This window comes from Microbispora sp. GKU 823 (genome assembly GCF_002027145.1).
Lineage (GTDB): Bacteria > Actinomycetota > Actinomycetes > Streptosporangiales > Streptosporangiaceae > Microbispora > Microbispora siamensis.
In genome coordinates, this window is sequence record NZ_MWJN01000023.1 from 76731 (window position 1) to 99025 (window position 22295).

General features: G+C 70.7%; 20 protein-coding genes. 14 read left to right on the top strand and 6 right to left on the bottom strand.

What is annotated here, in order from left to right; genetic code table 11:
* Positions 1-270 precede the first annotated feature (270 nt).
* The 12 genes from B1L11_RS14995 (at position 271) to B1L11_RS15050 (ending at position 14312) form a co-directional block, all read left to right on the top strand.
* Positions 271-1383, top strand: coding sequence for an N-acetylneuraminate synthase family protein (locus B1L11_RS14995; protein WP_079315038.1), 1113 nt, complete (start codon positions 271-273; stop codon positions 1381-1383).
* The gene (locus tag B1L11_RS15000) at positions 1370-2170 is read left to right on the top strand and encodes an SDR family oxidoreductase (RefSeq protein WP_079315039.1); all 801 of its coding nucleotides are present in this window, start codon (positions 1370-1372) and stop codon (positions 2168-2170) included. The genes B1L11_RS14995 and B1L11_RS15000 overlap by 14 nt, the downstream gene beginning before the upstream one ends.
* 90 nt (positions 2171-2260) lie before the next feature.
* On the top strand, positions 2261-4222 hold the full coding sequence (locus B1L11_RS15005; protein ID WP_079315040.1) for a transketolase C-terminal domain-containing protein: 1962 nt from the start codon (positions 2261-2263) through the stop codon (positions 4220-4222).
* Positions 4223-4235: 13 nt separating this feature from the next.
* On the top strand, positions 4236-4910 hold the full coding sequence (locus tag B1L11_RS15010) for an RraA family protein (RefSeq protein ID WP_079315041.1): 675 nt from the start codon (positions 4236-4238) through the stop codon (positions 4908-4910).
* Positions 4910-5842, top strand: a complete 933-nt coding sequence (gene rfbD / locus B1L11_RS15015; protein ID WP_218671131.1) for a dTDP-4-dehydrorhamnose reductase — start codon at positions 4910-4912, stop codon at positions 5840-5842. The genes B1L11_RS15010 and rfbD overlap by 1 nt, the downstream gene beginning before the upstream one ends.
* Positions 5839-7239 carry a D-arabinono-1,4-lactone oxidase gene (locus B1L11_RS15020; protein ID WP_079315042.1) on the top strand — a complete coding sequence of 467 codons (1401 nt, stop codon included), beginning with the start codon at positions 5839-5841 and terminating at the stop codon, positions 7237-7239. The genes rfbD and B1L11_RS15020 overlap by 4 nt, the downstream gene beginning before the upstream one ends.
* Entirely contained in the window at positions 7236-7922 is a 687-nt protein-coding gene (locus B1L11_RS15025; protein ID WP_218671132.1) for an HAD family phosphatase, read from the top strand. Before B1L11_RS15020 ends, B1L11_RS15025 begins: the two co-directional genes overlap by 4 nt.
* Positions 7919-8920, top strand: coding sequence for a branched-chain amino acid transaminase (locus B1L11_RS15030; RefSeq protein ID WP_079315044.1), 1002 nt, complete (start codon positions 7919-7921; stop codon positions 8918-8920). Before B1L11_RS15025 ends, B1L11_RS15030 begins: the two co-directional genes overlap by 4 nt.
* Positions 8921-8938: 18 nt before the next feature.
* The gene (locus B1L11_RS15035; RefSeq protein ID WP_079315045.1) at positions 8939-9922 is read left to right on the top strand and encodes a quinone oxidoreductase; all 984 of its coding nucleotides are present in this window, start codon (positions 8939-8941) and stop codon (positions 9920-9922) included.
* Between the two features lie 2 nt (positions 9923-9924).
* Positions 9925-10761: an aldo/keto reductase gene (locus B1L11_RS15040; protein ID WP_256862551.1), complete on the top strand. Its 837-nt coding sequence runs from the start codon at positions 9925-9927 to the stop codon at positions 10759-10761.
* 495 nt (positions 10762-11256) lie between these two features.
* Complete coding sequence (locus B1L11_RS15045; RefSeq protein WP_079315046.1) at positions 11257-13386, top strand: prolyl oligopeptidase family serine peptidase; 2130 nt, start codon at positions 11257-11259, stop codon at positions 13384-13386.
* Positions 13387-13427: 41 nt separating this feature from the next.
* Complete coding sequence (locus B1L11_RS15050; protein ID WP_143737280.1) at positions 13428-14312, top strand: hypothetical protein; 885 nt, start codon at positions 13428-13430, stop codon at positions 14310-14312.
* 21 nt (positions 14313-14333) lie between these two features.
* Here the strand turns inward: B1L11_RS15050 and B1L11_RS15055 are convergent, their stop codons facing one another.
* The 3 genes from B1L11_RS15055 to B1L11_RS15065 all read right to left on the bottom strand — a co-directional run bounded on the left by B1L11_RS15055 (position 14334) and on the right by B1L11_RS15065 (position 18404).
* Positions 14334-15437 carry a WxL protein peptidoglycan domain-containing protein gene (locus B1L11_RS15055; protein ID WP_218671133.1) on the bottom strand — a complete coding sequence of 368 codons (1104 nt, stop codon included), beginning with the start codon at positions 15435-15437 and terminating at the stop codon, positions 14334-14336.
* Between the two features lie 73 nt (positions 15438-15510).
* Positions 15511-17040 carry a metallophosphoesterase family protein gene (locus B1L11_RS15060; RefSeq protein WP_079315048.1) on the bottom strand — a complete coding sequence of 510 codons (1530 nt, stop codon included), beginning with the start codon at positions 17038-17040 and terminating at the stop codon, positions 15511-15513.
* Positions 17041-17171: 131 nt separating this feature from the next.
* A complete protein-coding gene (locus tag B1L11_RS15065) occupies positions 17172-18404 on the bottom strand; it encodes a HupE/UreJ family protein (RefSeq protein WP_079315049.1) in 1233 nt (410 codons plus the stop codon).
* Positions 18405-18579: 175 nt separating this feature from the next.
* Here B1L11_RS15065 and B1L11_RS15070 point away from each other — a divergent pair, with 175 nt between their 5' ends.
* Positions 18580-19251, top strand: coding sequence for a hypothetical protein (locus tag B1L11_RS15070; protein WP_079315050.1), 672 nt, complete (start codon positions 18580-18582; stop codon positions 19249-19251).
* Positions 19252-19295: 44 nt separating this feature from the next.
* Here the strand turns inward: B1L11_RS15070 and B1L11_RS15075 are convergent, their stop codons facing one another.
* The 3 genes from B1L11_RS15075 to B1L11_RS15085 form a co-directional block, all read right to left on the bottom strand.
* Positions 19296-19922, bottom strand: coding sequence for a class I SAM-dependent methyltransferase (locus B1L11_RS15075; protein ID WP_079315051.1), 627 nt, complete (start codon positions 19920-19922; stop codon positions 19296-19298).
* A 66-nt stretch (positions 19923-19988) separates the two neighbouring features.
* Positions 19989-20849: a hypothetical protein gene (locus B1L11_RS15080; RefSeq protein WP_143737282.1), complete on the bottom strand. Its 861-nt coding sequence runs from the start codon at positions 20847-20849 to the stop codon at positions 19989-19991.
* 195 nt (positions 20850-21044) lie between these two features.
* Positions 21045-21314: a transposase gene (locus B1L11_RS15085; RefSeq protein ID WP_079315053.1), complete on the bottom strand. Its 270-nt coding sequence runs from the start codon at positions 21312-21314 to the stop codon at positions 21045-21047.
* A 173-nt stretch (positions 21315-21487) separates the two neighbouring features.
* Between B1L11_RS15085 and B1L11_RS15090 the strand changes: the two genes are divergently transcribed.
* Positions 21488-21883 carry a DUF6294 family protein gene (locus B1L11_RS15090; RefSeq protein WP_143737283.1) on the top strand — a complete coding sequence of 132 codons (396 nt, stop codon included), beginning with the start codon at positions 21488-21490 and terminating at the stop codon, positions 21881-21883.
* Positions 21884-22295 lie beyond the last annotated feature (412 nt).

The following is a 22295-nucleotide window of genomic DNA, read 5'->3' on the forward strand; positions in this document are numbered from 1 at the left end:
CTCGCTCTCGGGCGATTCGAATGGCAGTCTGTTGTCGTCCGCAGAACGACGGTCCGCTGTTATCGAAGGCACCATCGCAATGTCCTCATCGCATGAGCTGCGAATAGTGCATCGTCTGCCGGAAACCGCCAGTCGTTGCGAAGGAGCTCCCCGCTCCGGGGACGCCGGTTGGGACTGAACGGAACCCGGAAGCCAACACCCATCGCAGCCTTCACCGTCCGCTCCCCATAAGGGACGACCCTGCCCAAAACCCGGTTGGAAGGTACACCCATGCGCGAACTGCACATCGCAGGCCGCCGGATCGCCGACGACACCGAGGCCTACGTGATCGCTGAGATCGGGCACAACCACGGCGGCAGTCTGGAACGCGCCCGAGATCTGTTTCGCCGCGCGGCGGAAAACGGAGCACACGCCGCCAAGCTGCAGAAACGAGAGAACAAGACGCTCTTTACGCGCGCCATGTATGACCAGCCCTACACCGGCCGCAACAGTTATGGGCCGACCTACGGCGCGCACCGGGAGGCGTTGGAGTTCGGCCGCGACGATTACGCGGCACTGACCGAACTCGCGGCGGAGGTCGGCATCGACTTCTTTTCCACCGCCTTCGACATGCCCAGTGTCGACTTCCTCATGGATTTCGACCCGCCGGCGATAAAGATCGCCTCCGCGGATCTGACCAACACCCCATTGCTCGCCTACGCCGCGAAGACCGGGAAGCCGCTGATCGTCAGCACCGGCGGGGGCACGATGGACGACGTCCGCCGGGCCTGCGACACGGTGCTGCCGCTCAACCCGAACCTGGCGTTGCTGCAGTGCACGGCCGTCTATCCGGCCGCTCCCGCCGACCTGAACCTCGCCGTCATCGGCACGTTCCGCGCCGAATACCCCGACGTGGTCGTGGGCTTCTCCGGCCACGACCTCGGCCCGGACGCCAGCTTCATCGCCTACGCGCTCGGGGCGCGGGTCATCGAGAAGCACTTCACGCTGGACCAGAGCCTGCCGGGCACCGACCACGCGTTCTCCCTCGACCCCGACCAGCTCGTTCAGCTGACCCGGGGCCTGAAGCGCACCGCCGAGTCGATCGGCTCGCCGATCAAGACCCGTAGCGACGCCGAGGCGTCGGCTGTGATCAAGATGGGCAAGAAGCTCGTGGCGAGGCACGACCTGCGCCCGGGGCACGTCCTCACGGAGAACGACATCGCCATCAAGTCTCCCGGCGACGGCCTCAAGCCGTACGAGCTGGAACGCGTGCTGGGGATGACCCTCACCGTCGCGCTGTCGGCCGACGACGCCATCCGCTGGGAGCACCTGGTGGGACCCGGGCTGCGCGTCGACGAGCGCCGACCCGTGACGACGGGAGCCGCGGCGGATGCCCGGCGCTGACCTGGCGGGCTCGGTCGCGGTCGTCACCGGCGCGAGCGGCCGTCTGGGCACGCTGTGGTGCGCCACGCTGCTGGACGCCGGAGCCGACGTGATGGCGCTGGACCTGGTCGAGCCGGGCGAGGACGGGCTCGGGCCGCGCACCGCCGGGGCCGCCCGCTACCTGCCCTTCACCGCCGACGTCACCGACCGCCGCTCGCTGGAGCACGCACTGGACGCGTGCCTGGACCGGCTCGGGCCGCCGACGATCCTGGTGAACAACGCCGGCATCGACAGCCCGCCGACGAGAGACCAGGGAAGCTGGCTGTTCGGCGACATCCCCGAGGAACTGTCGGCGATAGTCCTGGATGTCAACGCCCTCGGCGTGCTGCGGGTCTGCCAGGTCTTCGGCAGCCACATGGCGCAGCGCAGGACCGGGACGATCGTCAACATCGGCTCACTGTACGGCGGCCTCGCGCCCTATCCCCCGCTCTACGACCACCTGGACCTGGACCCGCCGTTCCTGAAGCCGCCGGCCTACGGCATGTCGAAGGCGGGCGTGGCCGCGCTGACCCGGTATCTCGCCGCGCTGTGGGGGCCCAAGGGCGTCCGGGTCAACACGCTTTCGCCGGGCGGCGTACTCGGCGACCAGGACCCGCAGTTCAAGAAGAAGTTCAGCGGCCGGGTGCCACTCGGGCGGATGGCCTACCCGGAGGACCTCACCGGCCCCCTGCTGTTCCTCGTCTCCGACATGAGCAGGTACGTGACCGGCCAGGAGATGCTGGTCGACGGCGGCTACAGCTGCTGGTGACCCCGTAACCCTCGCTTCCCGGTCTGCCGCGGCCGGATCAGGACGGCCGCCGGACCGCCGACTCCCGCACGACGCTTCCGCGGAGGGCGCATGTCCATGCAACTGTGCAGGGTCGATGTCGCGGATTTCGATCGCGTCCTCACCCAGATCAACGATCCGTACGAACGGTGCCGGGCCTTCTCGGCGCTCACCCGCGTCAACGTGCTCTACATGATCATGCGGGCCGGTTCCGGCCACCTCGGCTCCAGCTTCAGCGCCGCCGACATCGTCAGCCACCTGCTGCTGTCGGAGCTCGACGAGCCTTTCACCCCGGACGGGGACGTCTACTTCTCCTCGAAGGGACACGACGCACCCGGCCTGTACGCGGCCCTCATCGGCCTGCGATGCCTCCCCGAGGATCTGCTGCACCGGTTGCGCCGGCTCGGCGGGCTCCCCGGGCACCCCGACGTCCACACCCCCCACATGGCGTTCAACACCGGTTCCCTCGGCATGGGCATCTCCAAGGCCAAGGGGCTGATCCTGGCGGACCGGCTGCTCGGCCGCAGCCGGCGGGTCTTCGTCCTGACCGGGGACGGCGAACTGCAGGAAGGGCAGAACTGGGAGGCCCTCGCGAGCGCCGCACACCGGGGGATGGGCGAGCTCACCGTGATCGTCGATCACAACAAGCTGCAGTCCGACACCTGGGTCTCCGAGGTCAACGACCTCGGCGACCTGGAAGCGAAGTTCAGTGCGTTCGGCTGGGGCGCGCTGCGCTGCGACGGCCACGACTTCCGGGACCTGGAGGCGGCTCTGCGCAAACGCGCCGAGAGCTTCCCGGGGCAGCCGGCCGTCGTCATCGCGGACACGGTGAAGGGCGCCGGCTGCGCCACCTTCGCGGCCACGTCCATGCGGCCGGGCGAGTGGCGCTACCGCTTCCACAGCGGGGCGCCCTCCCCGGAGGACTACCGCACGGCCCACGAGGAACTGGTCGCGGAGGCCGACGCGGTGCTCCGCCGCAACGGCCTCGGCCCGCTGCGGGTCGTGGCGGAGGGCCCGCTGCCGGAGCGGCGGGCCGGCGACCGCCCGAGGCTGTTCCAGGTGTACGGCGAGGCCCTCGCCGGCCGGGCCCGCGCGGACCGGCGGATCGTCGCGCTCGACGCGGACCTCGTGCTCGACACCGGACTGATCCCCTTCTCCCGGGAGCACGCCGACCGGTTCTTCGAGTTCGGCATCGCCGAGCAGGACATGGTGTCGGCCGCGGGCGGGCTCGCGGCGGGCGGGCTGGTGCCGTTCGTCAACTCCTTCTCCTGCTTCCTGCACGCCCGGCCGAACGAGCAGATCTACAACAACGCCACCGAGGGCCGGAAGGTGATCTACGTGGGGGCGCTCGCCGGTCTGCTGCCGGCCGGGCCGGGCCACTCGCACCAGGCCGTGCGAGACGTGGCGGCGCTGTCCGCGGTGCCCGGGCTGCGCGTGCTGCAACCGGCCAACGCGGCGGAGGTGGAGGCCGCCCTCGACCACTGTCTCGCCACCGATCGGAGCGTCTACCTGCGCCTGGAGAGCGTCCCGGTGCCCGACGAGGTCGCCGCCCTGCCCGCCGGGCCTCTCGTGCCCGGCCGTGGACGGGTCGTCCGGCAGGGGGGACGGGTCGTCGTCATCGGCGCCGGGCCCACGGTGCTCGGCCAGGTGCTGGGCGCCTGCGAACTCCTGGCCCCCGAGGGGCTGGATCCGACCGTGGTGAACCTGCCGTGGCTCAACGAGGTGGACCCGGAGTGGCTGACCGGGCTGCTCCGCGAGGCCGATCACGTGATCGTGGTGGAGAACCACTACCGCCGGGGCGGTCAGGCCGACACCGTCGCCCGCGCGCTTCTCGCGGCGCCGCCGCCCCACCGGCCGTCGTTCCACGGCATCGGCCTGACGGAGATCCCCCGGTGCGGCGCCGACGACGAGGCGCTCGGCGCCCACGGCCTGGACGCGGCGTCTCTGGCCGCGGCCATCCGGGACGTGACCACCGGCGACCTGACCACCCGGGACGTGGCCACCCGGGACCTGACCATCCCCACCCGCGACTGATGGGAGACCGCGAATGAAGACCGTCTACAACGACGTCCGGCGTCCGCCCGCGGAACTCGTGCAGGGGTTCCGCCAGGTGCTCGCCGAATACAGCCCGAGTTGCCTGGTGACGGACGCCCGCAAGCGCATGGGGGCGATCGGCGGGCTGCTGCCGGTCAAGCCGCACCACAAGATCGCGGGACCGGCGCTGACCGTGAACCTGTCCATCGACGATCTCGTGGACTGCATGCCGCTACTGACCCGGGCGCAGCCCGGCGACGTCATCGTGGTCGCCTGTCACGAAACGAGGCGGACCGCCATGTGGGGCGGGCTGATGTCGACGTTGTCGCAGAAGGCGGGCATCGAGGCGGGCATCGTCGACGGCGCCATCCGCGACGTGGACGAGATCCGCGACCTGGACTTCCCCGTCTGGTACCGCAGCACCGTGCCCCGGCCCTCGCCGAGCGCGGCGCACGATCGGACCGAGCCGGTGCAGTTCAACGTGCCGGTCGTGATCGACGGGCAGATCATCCATCCGGGGGACATCGTCGTGGCCGACGAGAACGGGATCGCCGTGGTCCCGGCCGCCGAGGCCGCCGATGTCCTGGAAGGGACCCGGATGGCGATCGGCAAGGAGAAGCTGATCCGCGAGAAGATCAACTCCGGCGCCTCCCTGCAGGAACTCCTCGCCGAGTTCGGACACCTGTGATGCGCGTGGACGGAGAACGGCAGGCCCGGCGGGTGACGCCGGGCCGCGGGATGAGGATCTACCTGACCGGCGCCGACGGGATGCTCGGGCGGGCGCTCACCGCCGTGCTCCGCGACGACCCCCGCACCTCCGGCTGGACGGTGCGGGGAGTCTCGCTGCCCGACTTCGACATCGCCGACGCCGAGGCTCTGGACAAGTCGGTCGACGACTTCCGGCCGGACGTGGTCGTGCACACGGCGGCCAACGCCGTCGTCGACGACTGCGAGAGCGACCCCGCGGCCGCGCTCCGCGTGAACACGCGCGGGACGCGCAACGTCGCGGAGGCGTGCCGCCGGACCGGCAGCCGGCTCGTCTACATCTCCAGCGACTACGTCTTCGACGGCGAGGACCCGCCGCGCGGCGGGTACCGGGAGCCCGACCTGCCCAACCCGCTCAGCGTGTACGGCATCACCAAACTGGCGGGGGAGCGGATCAGCCTGCTCGTCCCCGGCTCGCTGAGCGTCCGCACCTCCTGGCTGTTCGGCGGGACGGACCCCCGCCTGGACAACGTGCTGGCGATGGGCCGCGCCGCCGCGCGAGGCGACCGGCCGCGGCTCATCGACGACCAGTTCAGCGCCCCCACCTACACGGCCGACCTGGCCGAGGCGCTGGTGTTCCTGCTCACCCGTGAGCGGCCCGTCGAGGGCGTCGTCCACGTCGCCAACCGGGGATCGGCCAGCTGGTACGAGGTCGGCAGGGAGCTTGCGGCCATCGCGCGGGACAGCGGCAGGACCTGGCCGGAGCCCGAACGGGTCTCCATGGACGCGTGCGGTTTCCGGGGCGGCCGTCCCCGTGATTCGACGTTGAACACCGACCTGCTGGCCGGCCTCGGTCACACGATGCCGACCTGGCAGGACGCGCTGCGGAGGTTCTTCGAGGAGGCGCTCACATGACACGCGGGCGACTGCGTCTGTCGTCGGGGGCCGGCTGGCGTTCGTGGTCGGGCACGGTCCGCTGCGCTCCCCGCCACCACACGGCGCCGACGAGCGAGGAACAGATCGCCGACCTGGTGCGGGCGGCGGTCGGACACGGACTGGGCATCCGGCCGGTCGGCACCGGGCACTCGTTCAACTCCCTGGCGACGACCGACGGGCTGCTGCTCGACCTGCGCCGGTATGCGGGCATCGTCGAGATCGACCCCGAGGCGATGTGCGTCACCGTGCGGGCGGGCACGCGAATCGGCGACCTGGCCGCGAGCCTGCATCGCGCCGGGCTGGCCCTGCCCAACATCGGCACGCTGGCCGACCAGACCGTGGCCGGGGCCATCTCCACCGGCAACCACGGCACCGGCCTGCTCCACCCACCGCTCTCGGGAGAGGTGCTGCGGCTGCGGTTGGTCACGGCGGACGGGCGCACGCTCGCTCTCGACCGCGACAGCGATCCTGAACTCTTCCGCTGCGCGCGCACCGGCCTCGGCGCCCTGGGCGTGGTGTCGACGGTGACCCTGCGCTGCGTGCCGGCCTTCAACCTGCGCGTGCGGGAGCGCGCCATGGCGTTCGAGGAACTGGTGGAGGACTTCGGGCGGCTCGTCGCCGACGCCGACCGTCCCTCGTTCACCTGGCGTCCCTGGCAGGACACCGTGACGGCGCGCGAACTCAGCGTCACCCACGAGCCGCCGACCCCGGGGGCGTACGGCAACCGGTACGCCGCCACCATGCAGGAGATCCGATGCGGCCTCGTCGGCCAGGCGGGCCGGGTCTTCCCCTCCGCCGTTCCCGGGCTGACCCGGTGGCTCGACGGCAGGCCGGGGGCGCCCAGGCCGTTCGTCGACGCCGCGCATCGGGTGCTCACCTTTCCCCAGCCGGTGCGGTTCATCGCCCTCGAACACGCCCTGCCGCTGGAGCACGTGCCGGCCGCGCTGCGGGAGCTGCGCGGGGTTCTGCGCCGGGGCGGGTTCTACTCGCCCTATTCGCTGCTGGTGCGGGTCGGCGCCGGCGACGACGCCCCGCTCAGCCCCGCGTACGGCCGCAGGACGGGGTACGTCAATCTCACCGTCCCCCGTACGGCCGGACAGCTGGAACTCCTGCGCACCACCGAGTATGTGCTGCGCGAGCTGGACGCCCGCCCGCACTGGGGCAAGGCCCACACCGCCACCGCCGAACTGCTCGCGCCCCGCTATCCGGAGTGGGACCTGTTCCAACGGATCCGGCAGCAGGTCGACCCGGCCGGGGTGTTCACCAACGACCACGTCGCCCGGGTGCTCGGCCCCGTCCGCGCCACGGCGGCCTCGTCCGCCCGGCTTCCCGGGGAGCAGGCGGGCTCGCGGACCAGGGGAGAGGCCTCGTGGTGACGGGACCGCGTGCCGTCCTGTTCGACTTCGACGGCCTCATCTGCGACACCGAGCACGCCGCGTTCACCTCCTGGCGGGATCTGTACGCCTCCTTCGGGCTGGAGTTCCCGCCGGAGGTGTGGAGCCGGTTGATGGGCAGGCCCGACGGCGAGAGGACCGGCCTGGCGGATCTGGCCCGCCGCCTGGGCCGTCCGGTGAGCCGCGCCGTCCGCGAGGACCGGCGCCGGCGCAAACGGGAACTGTGCGACCGGGAGCCGCTGCGGCCGGGGGTCGCGGCCGTGCTCGACGAGGCGGCCCGCCTGGGCCTGGCCACCGCCGTGGTGTCGAGTTCGGCGCGCGCCTGGGTCGAGCACCACCTCGGCCGGCTCGGGATCGAGACCCGGTTCACCGAACTGGTCACGGGGGAGCAGGTCGATCGGCACAAGCCGGCTCCTGACCTCTACGTGCTGGCCCTGCGGCGGCTCGGGCTGTCCGCGGCGGAGGCCCTCGCCTTCGAGGACTCCGCCACCGGGGTCCGGGCGGCCCGGGCCGCCGGCGTGCGCTGCGTCGGCGTGCCGAACGCGGTCGGCTGCGCCGGCGACCTGACCCTGGCCGGCGCGGACACGGTGGTCCCCGACCTCACCAAGCTCGACCTGGGCCTGCTCGGAACCGGAGCGGGCCTCGAGAGGAAGGCGGCGTCATGAGCGTCGAGGCGGCACGGCAGCATCGCGGTCCCCGCTCCTCCGCTCCCCTGGGCGATCCGGAGTTCGGCAATCCCGAGTGGATCTGGCGGAACGGCTCGCTGATCCCGTGGGCCGACGCCCGCGTACACGTGAACGCGGTCGGCCACGCCTCCGTCTCGGCCGTGTTCGAGGGCGTCAAGGCATACCTGTCGGCCGACGGCACCCGGCTCCTGGCCTTCCGGCTGGACGACCATCTCGACCGCCTCGCGCGGTCGGCGAGGATCTGCCGGCTCGACCTGCCGTACACGCGGGAGCGGCTCCGGGCGGCCGTGCTCGATCTGTTGCGCATCAACGGCTATGCGGAGGACGTCTACATCCGGCCGTGGGTCTTCCCGTCCGGGGTGATCCGCGAGCAGATGGTCCCGGCGGGCACCAGGTGCGACGTGGTGGTCGACACCTGGCCGTTCCGCAGCGGGCTGTCCGGCGGCGACTCCTGCCGGGCCACGGTGAGCTCGTGGATCCGGGTCGGGGACGCCTCCGCGCCGCCCAGGGCCAAGGCGTTCTCGAACTACCACAACGGCCGGCTGGCCCTCATCGAGGCGCGGGAGAACGGATACGACTGGCCGATCATGCTGAACGAGCGGTTCAAGGTGAGTGAGGGCCCGGCGGCCTGCGTCGCGATCGTCCGCGACGGCACGATCATCACCCCGTCGCTCACCAGCGGGCTGCTGGAGAGCATCACCAGGGACACCGTGCTGGCCCTCGCCGCGGGCATGGGCATCCCGGTGCAGGAGCGCGAGGTGGACCGGAGCGAGCTGTATCTCGCCGACGAGATCTTCTTCATGGGCACGGCCTGGGAGATCCTCCCGGTCACCAGCGTCGACCGCCTGAGCGTCGGCGCCGGCCGGGTCGGCCCGATCGCCTCCCTGCTGCGGACGGAGTACGACCGGCTGGTCAGAGGACGGGCGGATCATCACGGGGAATGGCTCACCGAACTGCCGCTGCCGGGTGGAGAGTGACGAGGAGACGGCACAGCGATGCGGGCGATCGTCATGCGGGCCGCCGGAGGCCCGGAGGTCCTGCGCCTGGAGACGGTACGCGATCCCGATCCCGGTCCCGGCGAGGCGCTCGTCGAGGTGACCGCGGCCGGCGTGAACTTCATCGACGTCTACCAGCGGTCGGGCCGGTATGCGACGCCGCTGCCGCACACGCCCGGCATGGAGGGCGCCGGCGTGGTGAGGCGGGTCGGCGCCGGGGTCACCGGGGTCCGCGCGGGCGACCGCGTCGCCTGGGTGAACGTCCCGGGCGCCTACGCCGAACTGGCCGTGATCCCGGCCGACCGGCTGGTCCCGGTCCCGCCCGGCGTCCCGGCGCGGACCGCGGCCGCCGTACTGCTCCAGGGCATGACCGCGCACTACCTCCTCCACGACACCTATCGGGTGCGGCCGGGCGACACGGTGCTGGTCCACGCGGCCGCGGGCGGCATGGGCCTGCTGCTCGTCCGGTGGGCCACGTTGCTCGGCGCCCGGGTGATCGGCACGGTCTCCACGCAGCGGAAGGAGGAGATCGCGCGTTCGGCCGGCGCGGCGGAGATCATTCGCTACGATCGCTGCGAGGTAGCCGCCCGTGTGCGCGACCTGACCCGCGGCCGGGGGGTCGCGGCCGTGTACGACGGGGTGGGCGCACCGACGTTCGAGGCGAGCCTTGCCGCGTTGCGTCCCCGGGGGGTGCTGGCCCTGTTCGGCCAGTCGGGCGGTCCGGTCCCTCCGGTGGATCCGCAGCGGCTCAACGCCGCGGGCTCGGTGTTCCTCACGCGGCCCAACCTGGAACACCACATCGCCCATCGAAGCGAACTGCTCGCCCGCGCGGCCGCCGTCTTCGACAGAGTGGTCGCAGGAGATCTGGAGGTGCGCGTCACCTCCGTCCGGCCATTGGCCGAGGCGGCGCAGGCCCACGCCGACCTGGAGGAGCGTCGCTCGACGGGCAAGCTCCTGCTGACCACGGAGGAAGGAAGGTACTGACAGTGGAGACCACGATCACCATCGGGGGCGATCTTCGCGTCGGCCGTCTCGGCTTCGGGGCGATGCGCATCACCGGGCCCGACGTGTGGGGCCCGCCCGACGACGTCCCCGCCGCGCTCGCGCTCGTGCGGCGCGCGGTGGAGCTCGGCATCACCTTCATCGACACGGCCGACTCGTACGGCCCGGGGACCAGCGAGGAGCTCCTCGCGGAGGCGCTGCACCCCTATCCGGAGGGCCTCGTCATCGCGACGAAGTCGGGCCAGAGCCGCCCGTCGCGGAAGGAGTGGCTGCCGCTGGGCCGCCCGGAGTACCTCCGCCAGCAGGTCGAGCTGAGCCTTCGCCGGCTCCGCATGGACTGCCTGGAGCTGTTCCAGCTGCACCGCATCGACCCCAAGGTGCCCTTCGACGACCAGATCGGCGCCATGAAGCAGCTTCAGGACGAGGGGAAGATCCGGCACTTCGGGCTCTCCCAGGTGTCGGTGGCGGAGATCGAGGCCGCGCGCAAGCAGATCGAGGTCGTCAGCGTGCAGAACCTCTACAACCTCACCGAGCGCGGCGACGACCCGGTCATCGACTACTGCGAGCGGGAGGGCATCGCCTTCATTCCGTGGCTGCCCATCGCCAGAGGCGCGCACGCCTCCGCCGCCGGTCCGCTCGCCGAGGTCGCCGCGGAGCTGGGCGCCACCCCGGCGCAGGTGTCCCTGGCGTGGCTGCTGCACCGGTCCCCGGTCGTGCTGCCGATCCCCGGGACCAGCTCGATCGAGCATCTGGAGGAGAACACGGCGGCCGCCGGGCTCAGGCTGACCGACGAGCAGTTCAAGCGGCTCTCGGACCTGTGACCACGGGTTCCCGGGCGGCGCGGGAAACGGGCCCGGACACCGGGTTCCCGGCCTCGCGCCGCCGCCGGGCGGGCAGGAATCTATCTCGCGCAGGCGTCGAATTACCTGTGCGCCAATAAATCTTCACGCTTGTTCCGGTGGGCCTTCTTTTCTTGCGCCGATTTTCGGCCGGAAGCGTAGCCGATATGCCCGGACAGTCCTCCGGGGTCCGCGGGTGTCCCGTGGCGGGAGCGACCGGTGTTTATCGATCGCAGGCGCGGGGACGGTCGTCGTCGTAATTGCCTATTCCGGGCAAATCGACGGATCCAGGAGGCTGACATGACTGGATACCTGCCGTATCGCGATTCCACTCCCGCCGCCCGTATCGGGGGCGTACGCGGCTGGCAGGCGGACATTCTCCGCGGCGAGTCGTAGCTGAGTGAATCGAGGTACTGCGGCGCGTAAGGCCGCAGTGCCTCGACCTTTCACAGGCGGGCGACGTATCGGGGGACGTCCATGGCGCGATTGTTCTACCCCGCCGCACGGCGCGGCGACGTGGTGGAGGATCTGTTCGGAAATCCCGTGCCCGATCCCTATCGCTGGCTGGAAGACGGCGACGACCCGCGTGTGCGGGACTGGGCCGCGGCCCAGGATCGTCTCTTCCGGGCGTGCCGCGACGAATGGCGGGAGAGGGAGGCCTGGGCGTCTCTGGTCGACCAGATGTCGTCCTTCGGCGTGTCGGAGCCTCCGATGGTGCGCGGCGCGGTCATGTTCCTCACCGAGCAGCACCGCGGGGACGAACAGCGGCGCCTGCTCGTCGTCGACGCCCAGGGAAACAGACGAGTGCTGGTCGATCCGGTGGAGACCGACCCGTCCGGCCACACCGGGCTGTACGCCTGGTGGCCGTCCCGCGAGGGCGAACGCGTGGCCGTCCAGATGGAGGTCGCCGAGCAGCCCGGCAGCGACATCGTGGTGCTCGACGTCCGTACCGGCGAGGTGATGGACGGGCCGTTGCCCCGTGCCCGCAACACCTCGCTCGCCTGGCTGCCAGGAGGCGACGCGTTCTATTACGTCAGCCGGGTCCCCGACGAGGAACTGGCCCCCGGAGACATGCGTCTGCACCGGCGGGTGCGGCTGCATCGGGTCGGTACGCCCTGGCAGGCCGACGCCGTCGTGTTCGGCGGGGAGGAGGCCCCCGACCACTATTACGGGCTCACCGTCAGCGCCGACGGCCGTCATCTGGCGATCACCGCGACGGCCGGCCCCGCCCCGCGAAACGACGTGTACGTGGCCGAACTCGTCGATCCACAAGCCCCGCGTTTCGTCAGGATCGTGGACGCGGACGCCGTCCGCGCGCGGGTCCTCCCACGCTTCCTCGCCGATGGCCGCCTGCTGCTGGTCACCGACCACCAGGCGCCGTGCGGTCGCATCTGTGTGGCGGACCGGCACGACACCGACCCGGCGGCCTGGCGCACGCTGGTGGCCGAGGATCCGCGGGCTCCCCTGGACGAGTGCGTGGTCCTGGACGGCCTGGCGCTCGCGCGGCCCCTCCTGCTGGTGGCGCGTGCCCGCCACGGCACCTCCGTCCTGACGCTGCACGACCTGGCCAGTGGCCGGCCGCTCGCCGATGTGCCTCTTCCCGGCGCGGGCGTCGTGTCGTCCCTGCGCGCGAGCGTCCCTCACGGGCATCAGGTGTGGTTCGGCTACTGCGACGCGGCCACGCCCCCGGCCGTCTATCGGTACGACGTCGTACGGGGGAGGACGGAACGGGAAACCGGCGCCGTGACGGCCGGGCACACCCCGAAGATCCGCAGCCGCCGCGTTCGCTACCGCGCCGGTGACGGCACCGAGATAGCGCTGTTCCTGTTCACCGCAGAAGAGGCGGACCATCGGGGCCCGCGCCCCACCCTGCTGTACGGCTACGGCAGCTTCGGCATGCCGATGCGCCCGTGGTTCTTCCCCCTGGCGGCCGCATGGGTCGGCGCCGGAGGCACCTACGCGGTCGCCTGCGTACGCGGAGGCGGCGAAGAGGGTCAGCACTGGCACGACGCCGGCCGCGGGCCGCACAAACACCGCGCGGTCGGCGACTTCAACGACGCCGCGGCCTGGCTCATCGCCACCGGCCGGACCACCCGCGACCAGCTGGCGATCTACGGTCAGTCCGCCGGCGGGCTGCTGGTCACCGCCGCCGCCACCCGGCGGCCGGACCTGTACGCCGCGGTCGTCGCCGAAGGCCCGCTCTGCGACATGGTGCGCTACGAACGGTTCGGCCTGGGCTGCACATGGACGGACGAGTTCGGCAGCGCGTCCCGGCCCGAGCAACTCCGATGGCTGCTCGGATACTCGCCCTACCACAACGTCACGCCCGGAGTCGCCTATCCCGCGTTCCTGCTCACCGGCGCGGTGACCGATCTGCAGACCGGAGAGGCCCACGTGACCAAGATGTGCGCGGCCCTCCAGCACGCGACCAGCAGCGACCGGCCGATCCTCATGCGCAGGGAACCCGACACCGCCCACGCCGCCTCGCCCGCGAGCAAGGAACGCGCCCTGGCCGCGGACATCCTGGCCTTCGCCGGCGAACACACCGGCCTGTCATCGAAGAAGACGGCCACGCCTCTTCCCGAGACCGCCCCGGAACCGCTCTGAAAGCCGGCGTGCCACAGGCGGGATCCTGACAAGATCGCAACATGCTGCGATTGGTCATGACATTGCTGGCCGTGGTGCCGCTCCTTGGCGGCGGTCGCCTTCTGACCGGACCGCGCACATTCGAAGAGCACGCCGCACAGGCCGTGGAGACCTGGCGGACCAGCGGTGCCGCGGAGATCTGGCGCGACGGTTTCGTCCCTGTCGGCGACCTGACCGTGATGCCGCCGGAGGTGCGCGAGCAGATCGAGCATGACGAGGAATACGGCTGGGTCGTGGCCGGCCCGCTCCCCGCCTCGCCGGGCGCTGGGCAGGTCCGCTGGGACGACGGGTCCGCGATGCGGGTCCCCGTGATCGGGCCGGCAGAGGCGTTGCAGGCGGTGTCTCCCTGGCCGGAAGAGTGGATCTGGCCTGACCGGCACACGTACCCCGACGGGGAGGCGTACAAGCTGACCGGTGCGGAGTTCACGACGATACGGCTGGAGACCGTTCGCGGCATGGCCACCGTGCCCGCGTGGCGGCTGCACTTCTCCAACCTGCCCGGCCCGATCGACCGCGTCGCGGCCGATCAGGAGGCGCTCGACACCGTGAAACGCGCCGTCGGCAGGCACGACCCAGGCGACGAGCAGATCATGGACGTCGAGGCGCGCGGCGAACGCCGGCTGCTGGTGAGGTACGAGTACGGGACCTGCAACGGTGAGCCGCTCGATGTCGTCCTACGGGTCAGCGAGCAGCCGGACGTGGTGGTCCTGGGGCTCGACGTCCCCTCCCAGGGCGACGGCCTGTGCGCGGGCACCGGCATGGGCGGCCAGGGCGTCGTCGGGCTCGACAGGCCGCTGGGCGATCGTGTGGTGCTGGACGCGATGAGCGGACTTCCCGTCCTGTGTCTTCGCCGTGCGCCGGACGCGTGCGGTTCCAGGAACACGTGACATCACCAGCGACCCGCCGGTTCATCCCTGCGCGAGCGGTGTGCCGAGTCCCTCGTGGAGCGTGGTCTTCCGGCGGCGCCGGAAGACCAGAGCCGCGACGACGAGCCCGCAGAGGACGGCGAGGACAAGCAGCAGCGCCCACGGGATGGTCCACGCGTGCGCGGTGCTCTCGACGGCGGCGAGCGGGGCGACCGAGCCCGCCGCGTCGGTGAGCAGCGGGACGAGCGTGACGGTCCCCGTCAGCCGCAGCGCGGGCGTCACTCCGTGCACCGGTACGGAGACCTTCCAGGTGTCGCCCGGCAGCAGTTGGGGCGAGTCGTCGATGTGTCCCGCGCGGGCGTCCCAGCGCCCGAAGGGGCCGGACAGGGACACCGCCTGACGAGCGGTGAGAATGCTGTTGCCGTCGTTGCGGATCGTGTAGGTGACGGTGGCGTCGCCCGTGCCGAGCGGATTGGGCGTGCCGGAATAGCGCACCTCCAGGTCCCGCACGGAAAGGCTCGGCTTGAGCTCTCCGCCCACGCGCAGGCGGATCCGGATGCCGAGACGCCGCCCGTCCGGTCCGCCGGGCACGGCCGGCGAGGTGACGATGCCGCCCATGTACTCGCCGGGCGCGGCGTCGTCGGGAAGCGCCACCGTGAACGGCACCTCGGCCGACTCTCCTGGCCGGACCGTCACGCCGGGCCGGTCCGGGTGGACCCACGCACCCACCCCGGTCGACTTCGCGTCCTGGCCGAGCAGGTCGAGCCGGCCCTGCCCGGTGGTGAACGCGTCCGCGGCGTACACGCTCAGGCGGAGCGGCGTCGTGCCGTGGTTGGCGACCACGAGACCGTCCTCGATCCGCCCGCCCGGGTCCAGGGTGTAGCTGTAGTTCCGCCGGTCGGACCCGAAGTCGCCGGAGGCCGTCGCGACCGTCCAGGTGACCTCGCCGTCCGCTGCCGCGGCGGGGCCCGTCCCCGCTCCGATCAGCCGAACGCGGCGAGAAGCGCCACGACGACGCCCGGGCGAGGGAGCCTGCTGCGGTTGTCGTGCGCGGTCTTGGCGGGTGCATCTGCATGGTCCTCGGGTGGTCGTGGAAGCGGCGGCGTGGACGACGTGCCGTGGGGTGGGCGCCCGACGGGTGCCCACCCCACGCGCCCACGTCATCGGGGAGCGGGGCCGGATCGGCTCGTCGTGAGGAACCCCGCTTCCCTGCGGTCGTCTACTGGAGCCAGTCGGACTCGGACGCGGCCTGCTTGTCCTCGCCGGCCTTGCCCTCGTTCGTGTGGATCACGACCTTGTCGACGGTGGAACCGACCGGCTGGGCCGCGCCGGCGCCGCTGTCCGGGCCGCACCAGGACTCCTGGCCCAGCTCCACCGCGGCGTTGGGGGCGGCGCAGGTGCCGCTGCGGAGGTTCTCGACGACGAGCTTGTTCCCGCGCACCTGGACCCGCACGTACGTACGGACGTGCTCCTGGTTCTCGACCGAGTTGGCCCAGTGGCTCTTGGGGTTCAGCGGGTCGGGACCGTAGTTCGGGTCCTTGGTCGTGTCCGGAGCGGTGAGGTCGTAGTACTTCGAACCCGAGGCCGAGTTCGCCGTCACGTAGATGACGCCGCCCGGGCCCTTGGACACCTCGGTGGCACCGGGCTGCTCGTCCTTGTTCGCCTTCTGGCCGTTCTTGATCACGTAGCTGCGGGAGTAGCTGTGGTCGTGACCCTGCAGGACCAGGTCGACGCCGAGCTTCGAGAAGGCCGTCGGGAAGTCCTGACGGCGCACCTTGTTGTCGCTGTCGTTCGCGTGGCTGGCCGGCGAGTAGATCGCGTGGTGGTAGATGAGCACCGTGTGCTTGGCGCCGGCGCCGTGCTTGTTGACGACATCGGTGATGTAGGCGATGTGCGCGGCGTCGGAGCCACTGGCGTACGCGTTGCTGTTGATGTCGATGAACAGGATGTTCTTGTACGTGAACCAGTAGTCGCCGCCCGACCTGGTCGTCGCGCTGCCGTTGTAGTACGGCGCGGAACGGTCGGTGTTCGGCGTCCAGAAGTGCTGCTCGTACGCCTTGCCGCCGACGTCGTGGTTGCCGATGGTGGCGGCCCAGGGATACTGGCGCAGCTTGTCGGACGCGAGGAACGCGTTCCACTGCGTCTCGGTGTTGGCCGACTCGACCTGGTCGCCGCCGGAGACCAGCAGTTCGGCCTTCGGGTTGGCGGCGAGGGCGACGTTCAGGGTGTCCTCCCACCCGGCGCCGTCCTTCGCCACGTTGCCGGACGAGCCGATCTGCGGGTCGCCGAAGAACAGGAAGTCGAGGTTGTTGCCGTTGAAGTCCTGGGTCGTGAACGAGTACGCCGGGGACCAGTTGCCCTCGGCGCCGACCCGGTAGGAGTACGCGGTGTTCTGCCTCAGGCTGTCGATCGTGGCGTGCGCGTTGTAGCCGCCGTTGACGACGTTCGCGGTGACCGTGGCCGGGAAGGTGACGGCGTTCGCGGGGAACCGGCCGTCGACGACCTTGGACGTCGGCGCGACCTGGACCACCTGCGCGGTGCCGGTCGAGGAGTACCAGGACACGACGCGCTGCGTCTCGTCGGCGCCCACGCCGAGGACGATGCCGGTGAGCGTCGCGCTGTCGGCGTGGGCCGCGGTCGCCAGACCGCCGCCGAACACGGCGCCGGCGCTGAGGGCCACCGCGGTGGCGCTCATGGCCACCCGGCGCAGGACGAGCCCGGGGCCCTGAGTCCCCTTGTCGAGCTTCATTGCTTTCCATCCATTTGGGGGTATTGGAGTGGTTTGCACGATTTCGGCATCCGGTGTCGCGGAGATGAACGTGGAGCAGGCGGACCGTTGCGCTTGCCGGAAGTTGTGGCGTGATCTCGGATTCCGTGATCTCAGATTCCGAGAACGCGTTGCACGAACCACACCAGGCCCATCGCGGACACGCCCGCCGCGATCGCCCCGGTCGTCCACAGCCCCGCGATCGGCCGGCGGTGACGCAGCAGGGCGAGCAGCGGGAAGACGGCGACGATGATCGTCAGCTGGACGACCTCGATGCCCACGTTGAAGACGAGCAGCGACCACAGCAGCGTCCACGACCAGGCATGGTCGATGCCCAGTGCCGCGGCGAAGCCGAGACCGTGCACGAGGCCGAAGCAGAAGACCACCGCGAGCCGCGTCCAGCCCGCGCGGTCCAGGCCGAGGCGGCCGTGACCGGCCGTCTCCAGATCTGTGGCGTGCGACCGCCGTCGCCAGATCCGCCACAGGTGCCAGCCCGCGACGACCGCGATCGAGAGGGCGATGACGGGCTCGACGAACGACGCGGGCGCCTCCACGAGGCCGAGGGCGGCGAGGACGAAGGTCACCGAGTGGGCCAGTGTGAAGGTCGTCGCCGCCAGCACGATCTCGCGCAGGCGGCGTGACCCCGCGATGAGCGCCAGCAGGAACAGGATGTGGTCGAGCCCGCCGAGCAGGTGCTCGGCTCCGAGCCGGAAGAACTCCCAGAACCGCTCGAACCAGGACTGCTGCGTGGAGAACGACCGATGCTGAGCGTCGAGGGCGGTGCTTCCGGACTTCAGGTCGAGGTCGTAGGTGACGATCGTCTTGCTGTCGCGCACGTACCCCTCGGAGCCGGAGAACAGCGCGCTGCGCACCTCGTGCGCTCCGGCGGACTCCGGGCACCGGTAGTCGAGGGTCAGCCGCGCGTACGGGACGCCCTCGCGTCGCCCGATCGTGAAGCCGCCGTCCCTGACCGGGGTGCACGCCTTGCCCCCTGTGGTGACGCCGAAGCGTTCGGTGACGTACGCGACGACCGAGCCGGCGTGTGCGTCGAGCGCGGCGGCCTGCCGTGCCGCGTCACCGGCCTCGAACGCCGCGGTGCCCGCTCGGAAGAGCGGGTCGTCCTTCTCGTAGTCGGCGGCGGAGACGACGAGCAGGTCGTACTCCAGTTGGAGTTCGGTGCGGACGTGCCCGGTCTGGGGCGAGACGAGGTTGACGTAAACCGTCGAGGTGAACCCGTGGGCGAGGGCGGGCAGGGCACCCAGCGAAGCGGAGAGGGCACTGAACGGGACGGCCACGGCTGCGGCGGCGATGACAGCACAGACACGACGCCGAGCGGCGGGGGACATATGACTCCTTTTCGGCTTTGGCGTACGAAATCTGCTCGATTGAGATGAACGAGCGGTATCTCGTACGAGAACCGTCGAGGAACCACGCCCGGCGGAGACGGCCTCGGCGCCGAAAGCCGCAGATCATGCGGTAGGAAATAGGCGCACTTCCCGGCGCCCCCGAAGGACGATCCCCATGCGCTCTCGGCTTCTGCCTGCCTGCACACTGGCCGCGGCAGTCGCGACCGCCCTGCTGGCCGGCGGATGCGGCTCCGGCGACGACTGGTCCCGGCCGCACGCGAAGCCCACCGCCGTCGGCACCCCCGGCCCGGGCTTCTTCCCGGCCGCCTCCCCCGCCCCTGAGTCGACGATCACGCCCAGGCCCGGCTCCTGGAACGGGGTCCGCCCGCCGGAGGGCTACCGCGTGGTGCTGCTCACCGCGGGAGAGGACCGCCAGACCACGACGCTGGTGAGCGCGGTGACGGCGTGGGCCGAGGAGGAGCGGGTCAGCCTCAGGACCCTCAGGGCCACGCGGCCGGACCAGTTCGTCCCGACGATCGGCAAAGCGATCGGCATGAAGCCCGACCTCATCGTCAGCGCCGGCGACGACCTCGTCGACCCCCTGGCCCTGGTCACTCCCAACCACCTCGACCAGCAGTTCCTCGTTGTCGGCGCGGAGCTGGCCGAGCCCACGGAGAACGTCACCGCCGCCGACTGGACCGGTGCGTCGTTCCGCGGCGAGGGGCTCGGCATGTCCTCGGCGTACGATCCGGCCAGCTTCACCCCGGAGCGCGCCGGGCGCGCCGTCCGGGCGGGTGCCGCCGCCGTGCTCAACGGCATGACCGGCATCGTCCTCTGGCTCGACTAGCGCGCATCCTCAGCAGCCGTGGCCGCCGGCGGCCGTACGTCGGGTCATGGCCGGACGGCCAGCACCCGGAAGCCGATCCCGCGTGTCGTCCGCGTCACCGAGTCGATCGTGAAACCGGCCTGCTCCAGATAGGGCCGGGGATCGCGGGTGAGGTAGTCGGCTTCGAACCGCACGAACAGCGGTTCCAACAGCCGCATCCCGGCCCGGATGACCGGGTTGCTCGACGGCCCGTGCTCGGCCAGCACGAACCGCCCGCCCGGTTTGAGCACGCGGTAGGCCTCGCGTGCCGCGGCCAGTGGATCCGGGATGGTGCACATCGTGAACGTGGACAGCACCGTGTCGGCGACGCCGTCGGGCAGGTCCAGGCGCTGCACGTCACCCTGCCGCAGCTCCACCCGCTCGCCGAGGCCGGCCTGCGCCACCCGCCGTCGCGCGAGTTCCAGCATGGGCCCGGACAGCTCGATCCCGACGACCGTGGTGCCGGCGTCGTACAGGGGGAGGTTGAGCCCGGTGCCGACCGCGATCTCCACGACGTGACCGCGCGCCTGCCCGACGGCCCACTCCCGGCTGCCCGGGAACAGGCGGCGCTCCCAGGCCAGCATCTGGCTGTCGTACCGATCCGCCATCCGGTCGAACACCCGGCGTACGTCGGCGTCCGTGGTAGCCCGCATCCCACGACCTTTCACGATGGGGGTCTCCGCGAATCGTTCCACGGCATGGGCCCCATTCGGGAGGGCCTATTCGGCGACGGCTCTGTCATCCGGGTGAATCACCAGTGGGATTCCGAAGTTCGGCTGCCGGTTCGCCGGCAGGTCGTTGAATTCCACGATGGCGGACGCCGGCGGGGCCGTGATCTTCACGTTCGCGTGCCACCGGTATCGGGTGTCCACCACGTTCCGGTGAATCCTGCTTACCCACTCGCCGTCGCGGGTGTAGTCCTCCTGCTTCGAGGAGTACCGCGTGATCAGGCGGACGGGCAACCCGGCCTTGTCGACGAACAACCTGAACGAAACCGTGTGATTTTCCGGATTGAAAGCACCCGGCTCGCTGTACAGGTTCCTCATCTTGAGGATGCCGCGATACTCGCCGGAGCGAGGGGAAGAGGCCTTCGAGATCACGAACCTGAGCCTCGCCGGGCTGAGGACGTCGACGAGCTGGGCGCCGCGCTGGCCGTAGTCCTGCCAGGACGCGTTGTCCTTGCCGAACGTGACCCAGGTCTTGCCTTCCGGCATCGGACCCCACTGGAAACCCTGGACGTAGGTATAGGGGCCCACGTTGACCGCGCGCAGGGGAGCGCGCATCGCTTCCAGTTCTTCAGGGGGCAGGGTGGCCCGGAGATCGGGGGTGATCACCTCCCGAGAGGTGAGGTCGTAGCCGACCACTCCGGACTTTCCGAACCCGATCCTGCCGGTGGTCCGGCTGATGTAGGTGTGCTTGTCACCCGAAATGACTGTCCGGGCGGTCTCGGAAACCAGAACCCCTCGCCCCGCCGCGAACTGCTGCCGGAGAGCTTGAACCGGGTCGGCGGATGAAGCGGCATGAGCGGCGCCGGCGCCGGTGAACAGCGCGGCGAGCATACCGAACAGAACGGCAAGCACATTGAGGCGCCTCATATCGCTCCCTGATTCGCGGCACGTGACGGAAATCCTGCCGCCTTCGAATCACGGAGTGATCTCGAAGGTGGGCGATTTTCGCTGAGCTCTTTCCACCGTGACGGCAAGTGGCAGCCTCTTGGAACGTGTTTGAGAAGGGCTACTCCGCTGGATGAGCGAGGGTGATGCGCTGCTGACGAGTTACGGCGCTTCCTCGCGCGAGGCGGCGGACCATGCCGCTGATCGCGGCCATCGGATCATGGCCTCGGCCGTGGCCGGCCGGCGCTCGTAGTCGCGGGCCAGGCGGCGCTGGCTGGTCAGCCAGGCCGGCGACCGTTCGACGACCCACCGCCGCTCGATCACCGCGAATCCGATCTGCCCGGGGGCCTTGCGGACGATGTGCGGCACGGTCCGCAGCAAGCGCTGGTTCCAGTGCACCGGCATCCCGGCGAAGTCGGCGTCGGCGAACACCTTAAAGGAGCGTGCGAAAGCGCTGATCAAGCGATTTGCAACCCAGTGGCCGTATCAGTGATGTGTAAGACCACCGTGCTCCACCTGATCAAAGACCGTCAGCTATCAACAGCTGCCAACGAAAGGAAAGCGCCGTGAAAAGCATCCGAAGGGTAGCAAGTGTGGCCGCGAGCATGGGTGCCCTCACCCTCGCCCTGACGCTCCCCACCACCGGGACAGCCAACGCGTCCACCTCCGATCAGGTGACGTTCACCTGGAGGGGTTACCTCACCGCGGGCTCATGCACGATCGAACCCGGCGCCAAATGGACTCTGTACTCGGACGGCACGGCGCGCCTGGACGCCACGGTCTTCAGTCTTGACGACAACGACGCCTGGCTGATGTGGGCGCATCTGCTGGACGGGCGCAAGGCCGTGCTCGGCGACATACGGGTGTACCGAAGCAGCAGCACCAAATTCGTCAAGAACCTGCCCAGCCATACGCGAAGCTACCGATGGATCGCCTGGGGCCAGTTCGACCCCTCCCTGTTCGACCTCGTCGAGCACATGTCACTGAGCAAGCACTGCTGAGGCCGCCCTCGCAGTGGCCGCACTCGCGGCCGCCGGACTCCCCGTCTCCGTTCCGGGCTCCTCCGCCGCGCGACGACGACAAGCCCGGCGCGGGAGGCAGTTACGGCGGTGAGATACGCAGACCGTTATCGACCCTTCTCAAACACGCTCTTAGCGCGCTCGCGCACGCCCGTGGTCCGCGCGTTGTCCTGTTGCGGGATCGTCAATCGGTCCGGGTGCGGAGGCTCCGCCGCACCGGGACTACTCCGTGCCGTCCGCCGGCAGGCGCTCGGGCAGCCCGAGGCGCGGGAACCGGTCGTCGTGGAACGTGATGATCTCGGTGATCGCCCCGCCGGTGACGCGCAGGACGTCGATGGTCAGCGGCAGGTACGCGCCCTCCTGCTTTCGCCACTGGTAGAAGGCGACGGCGGGC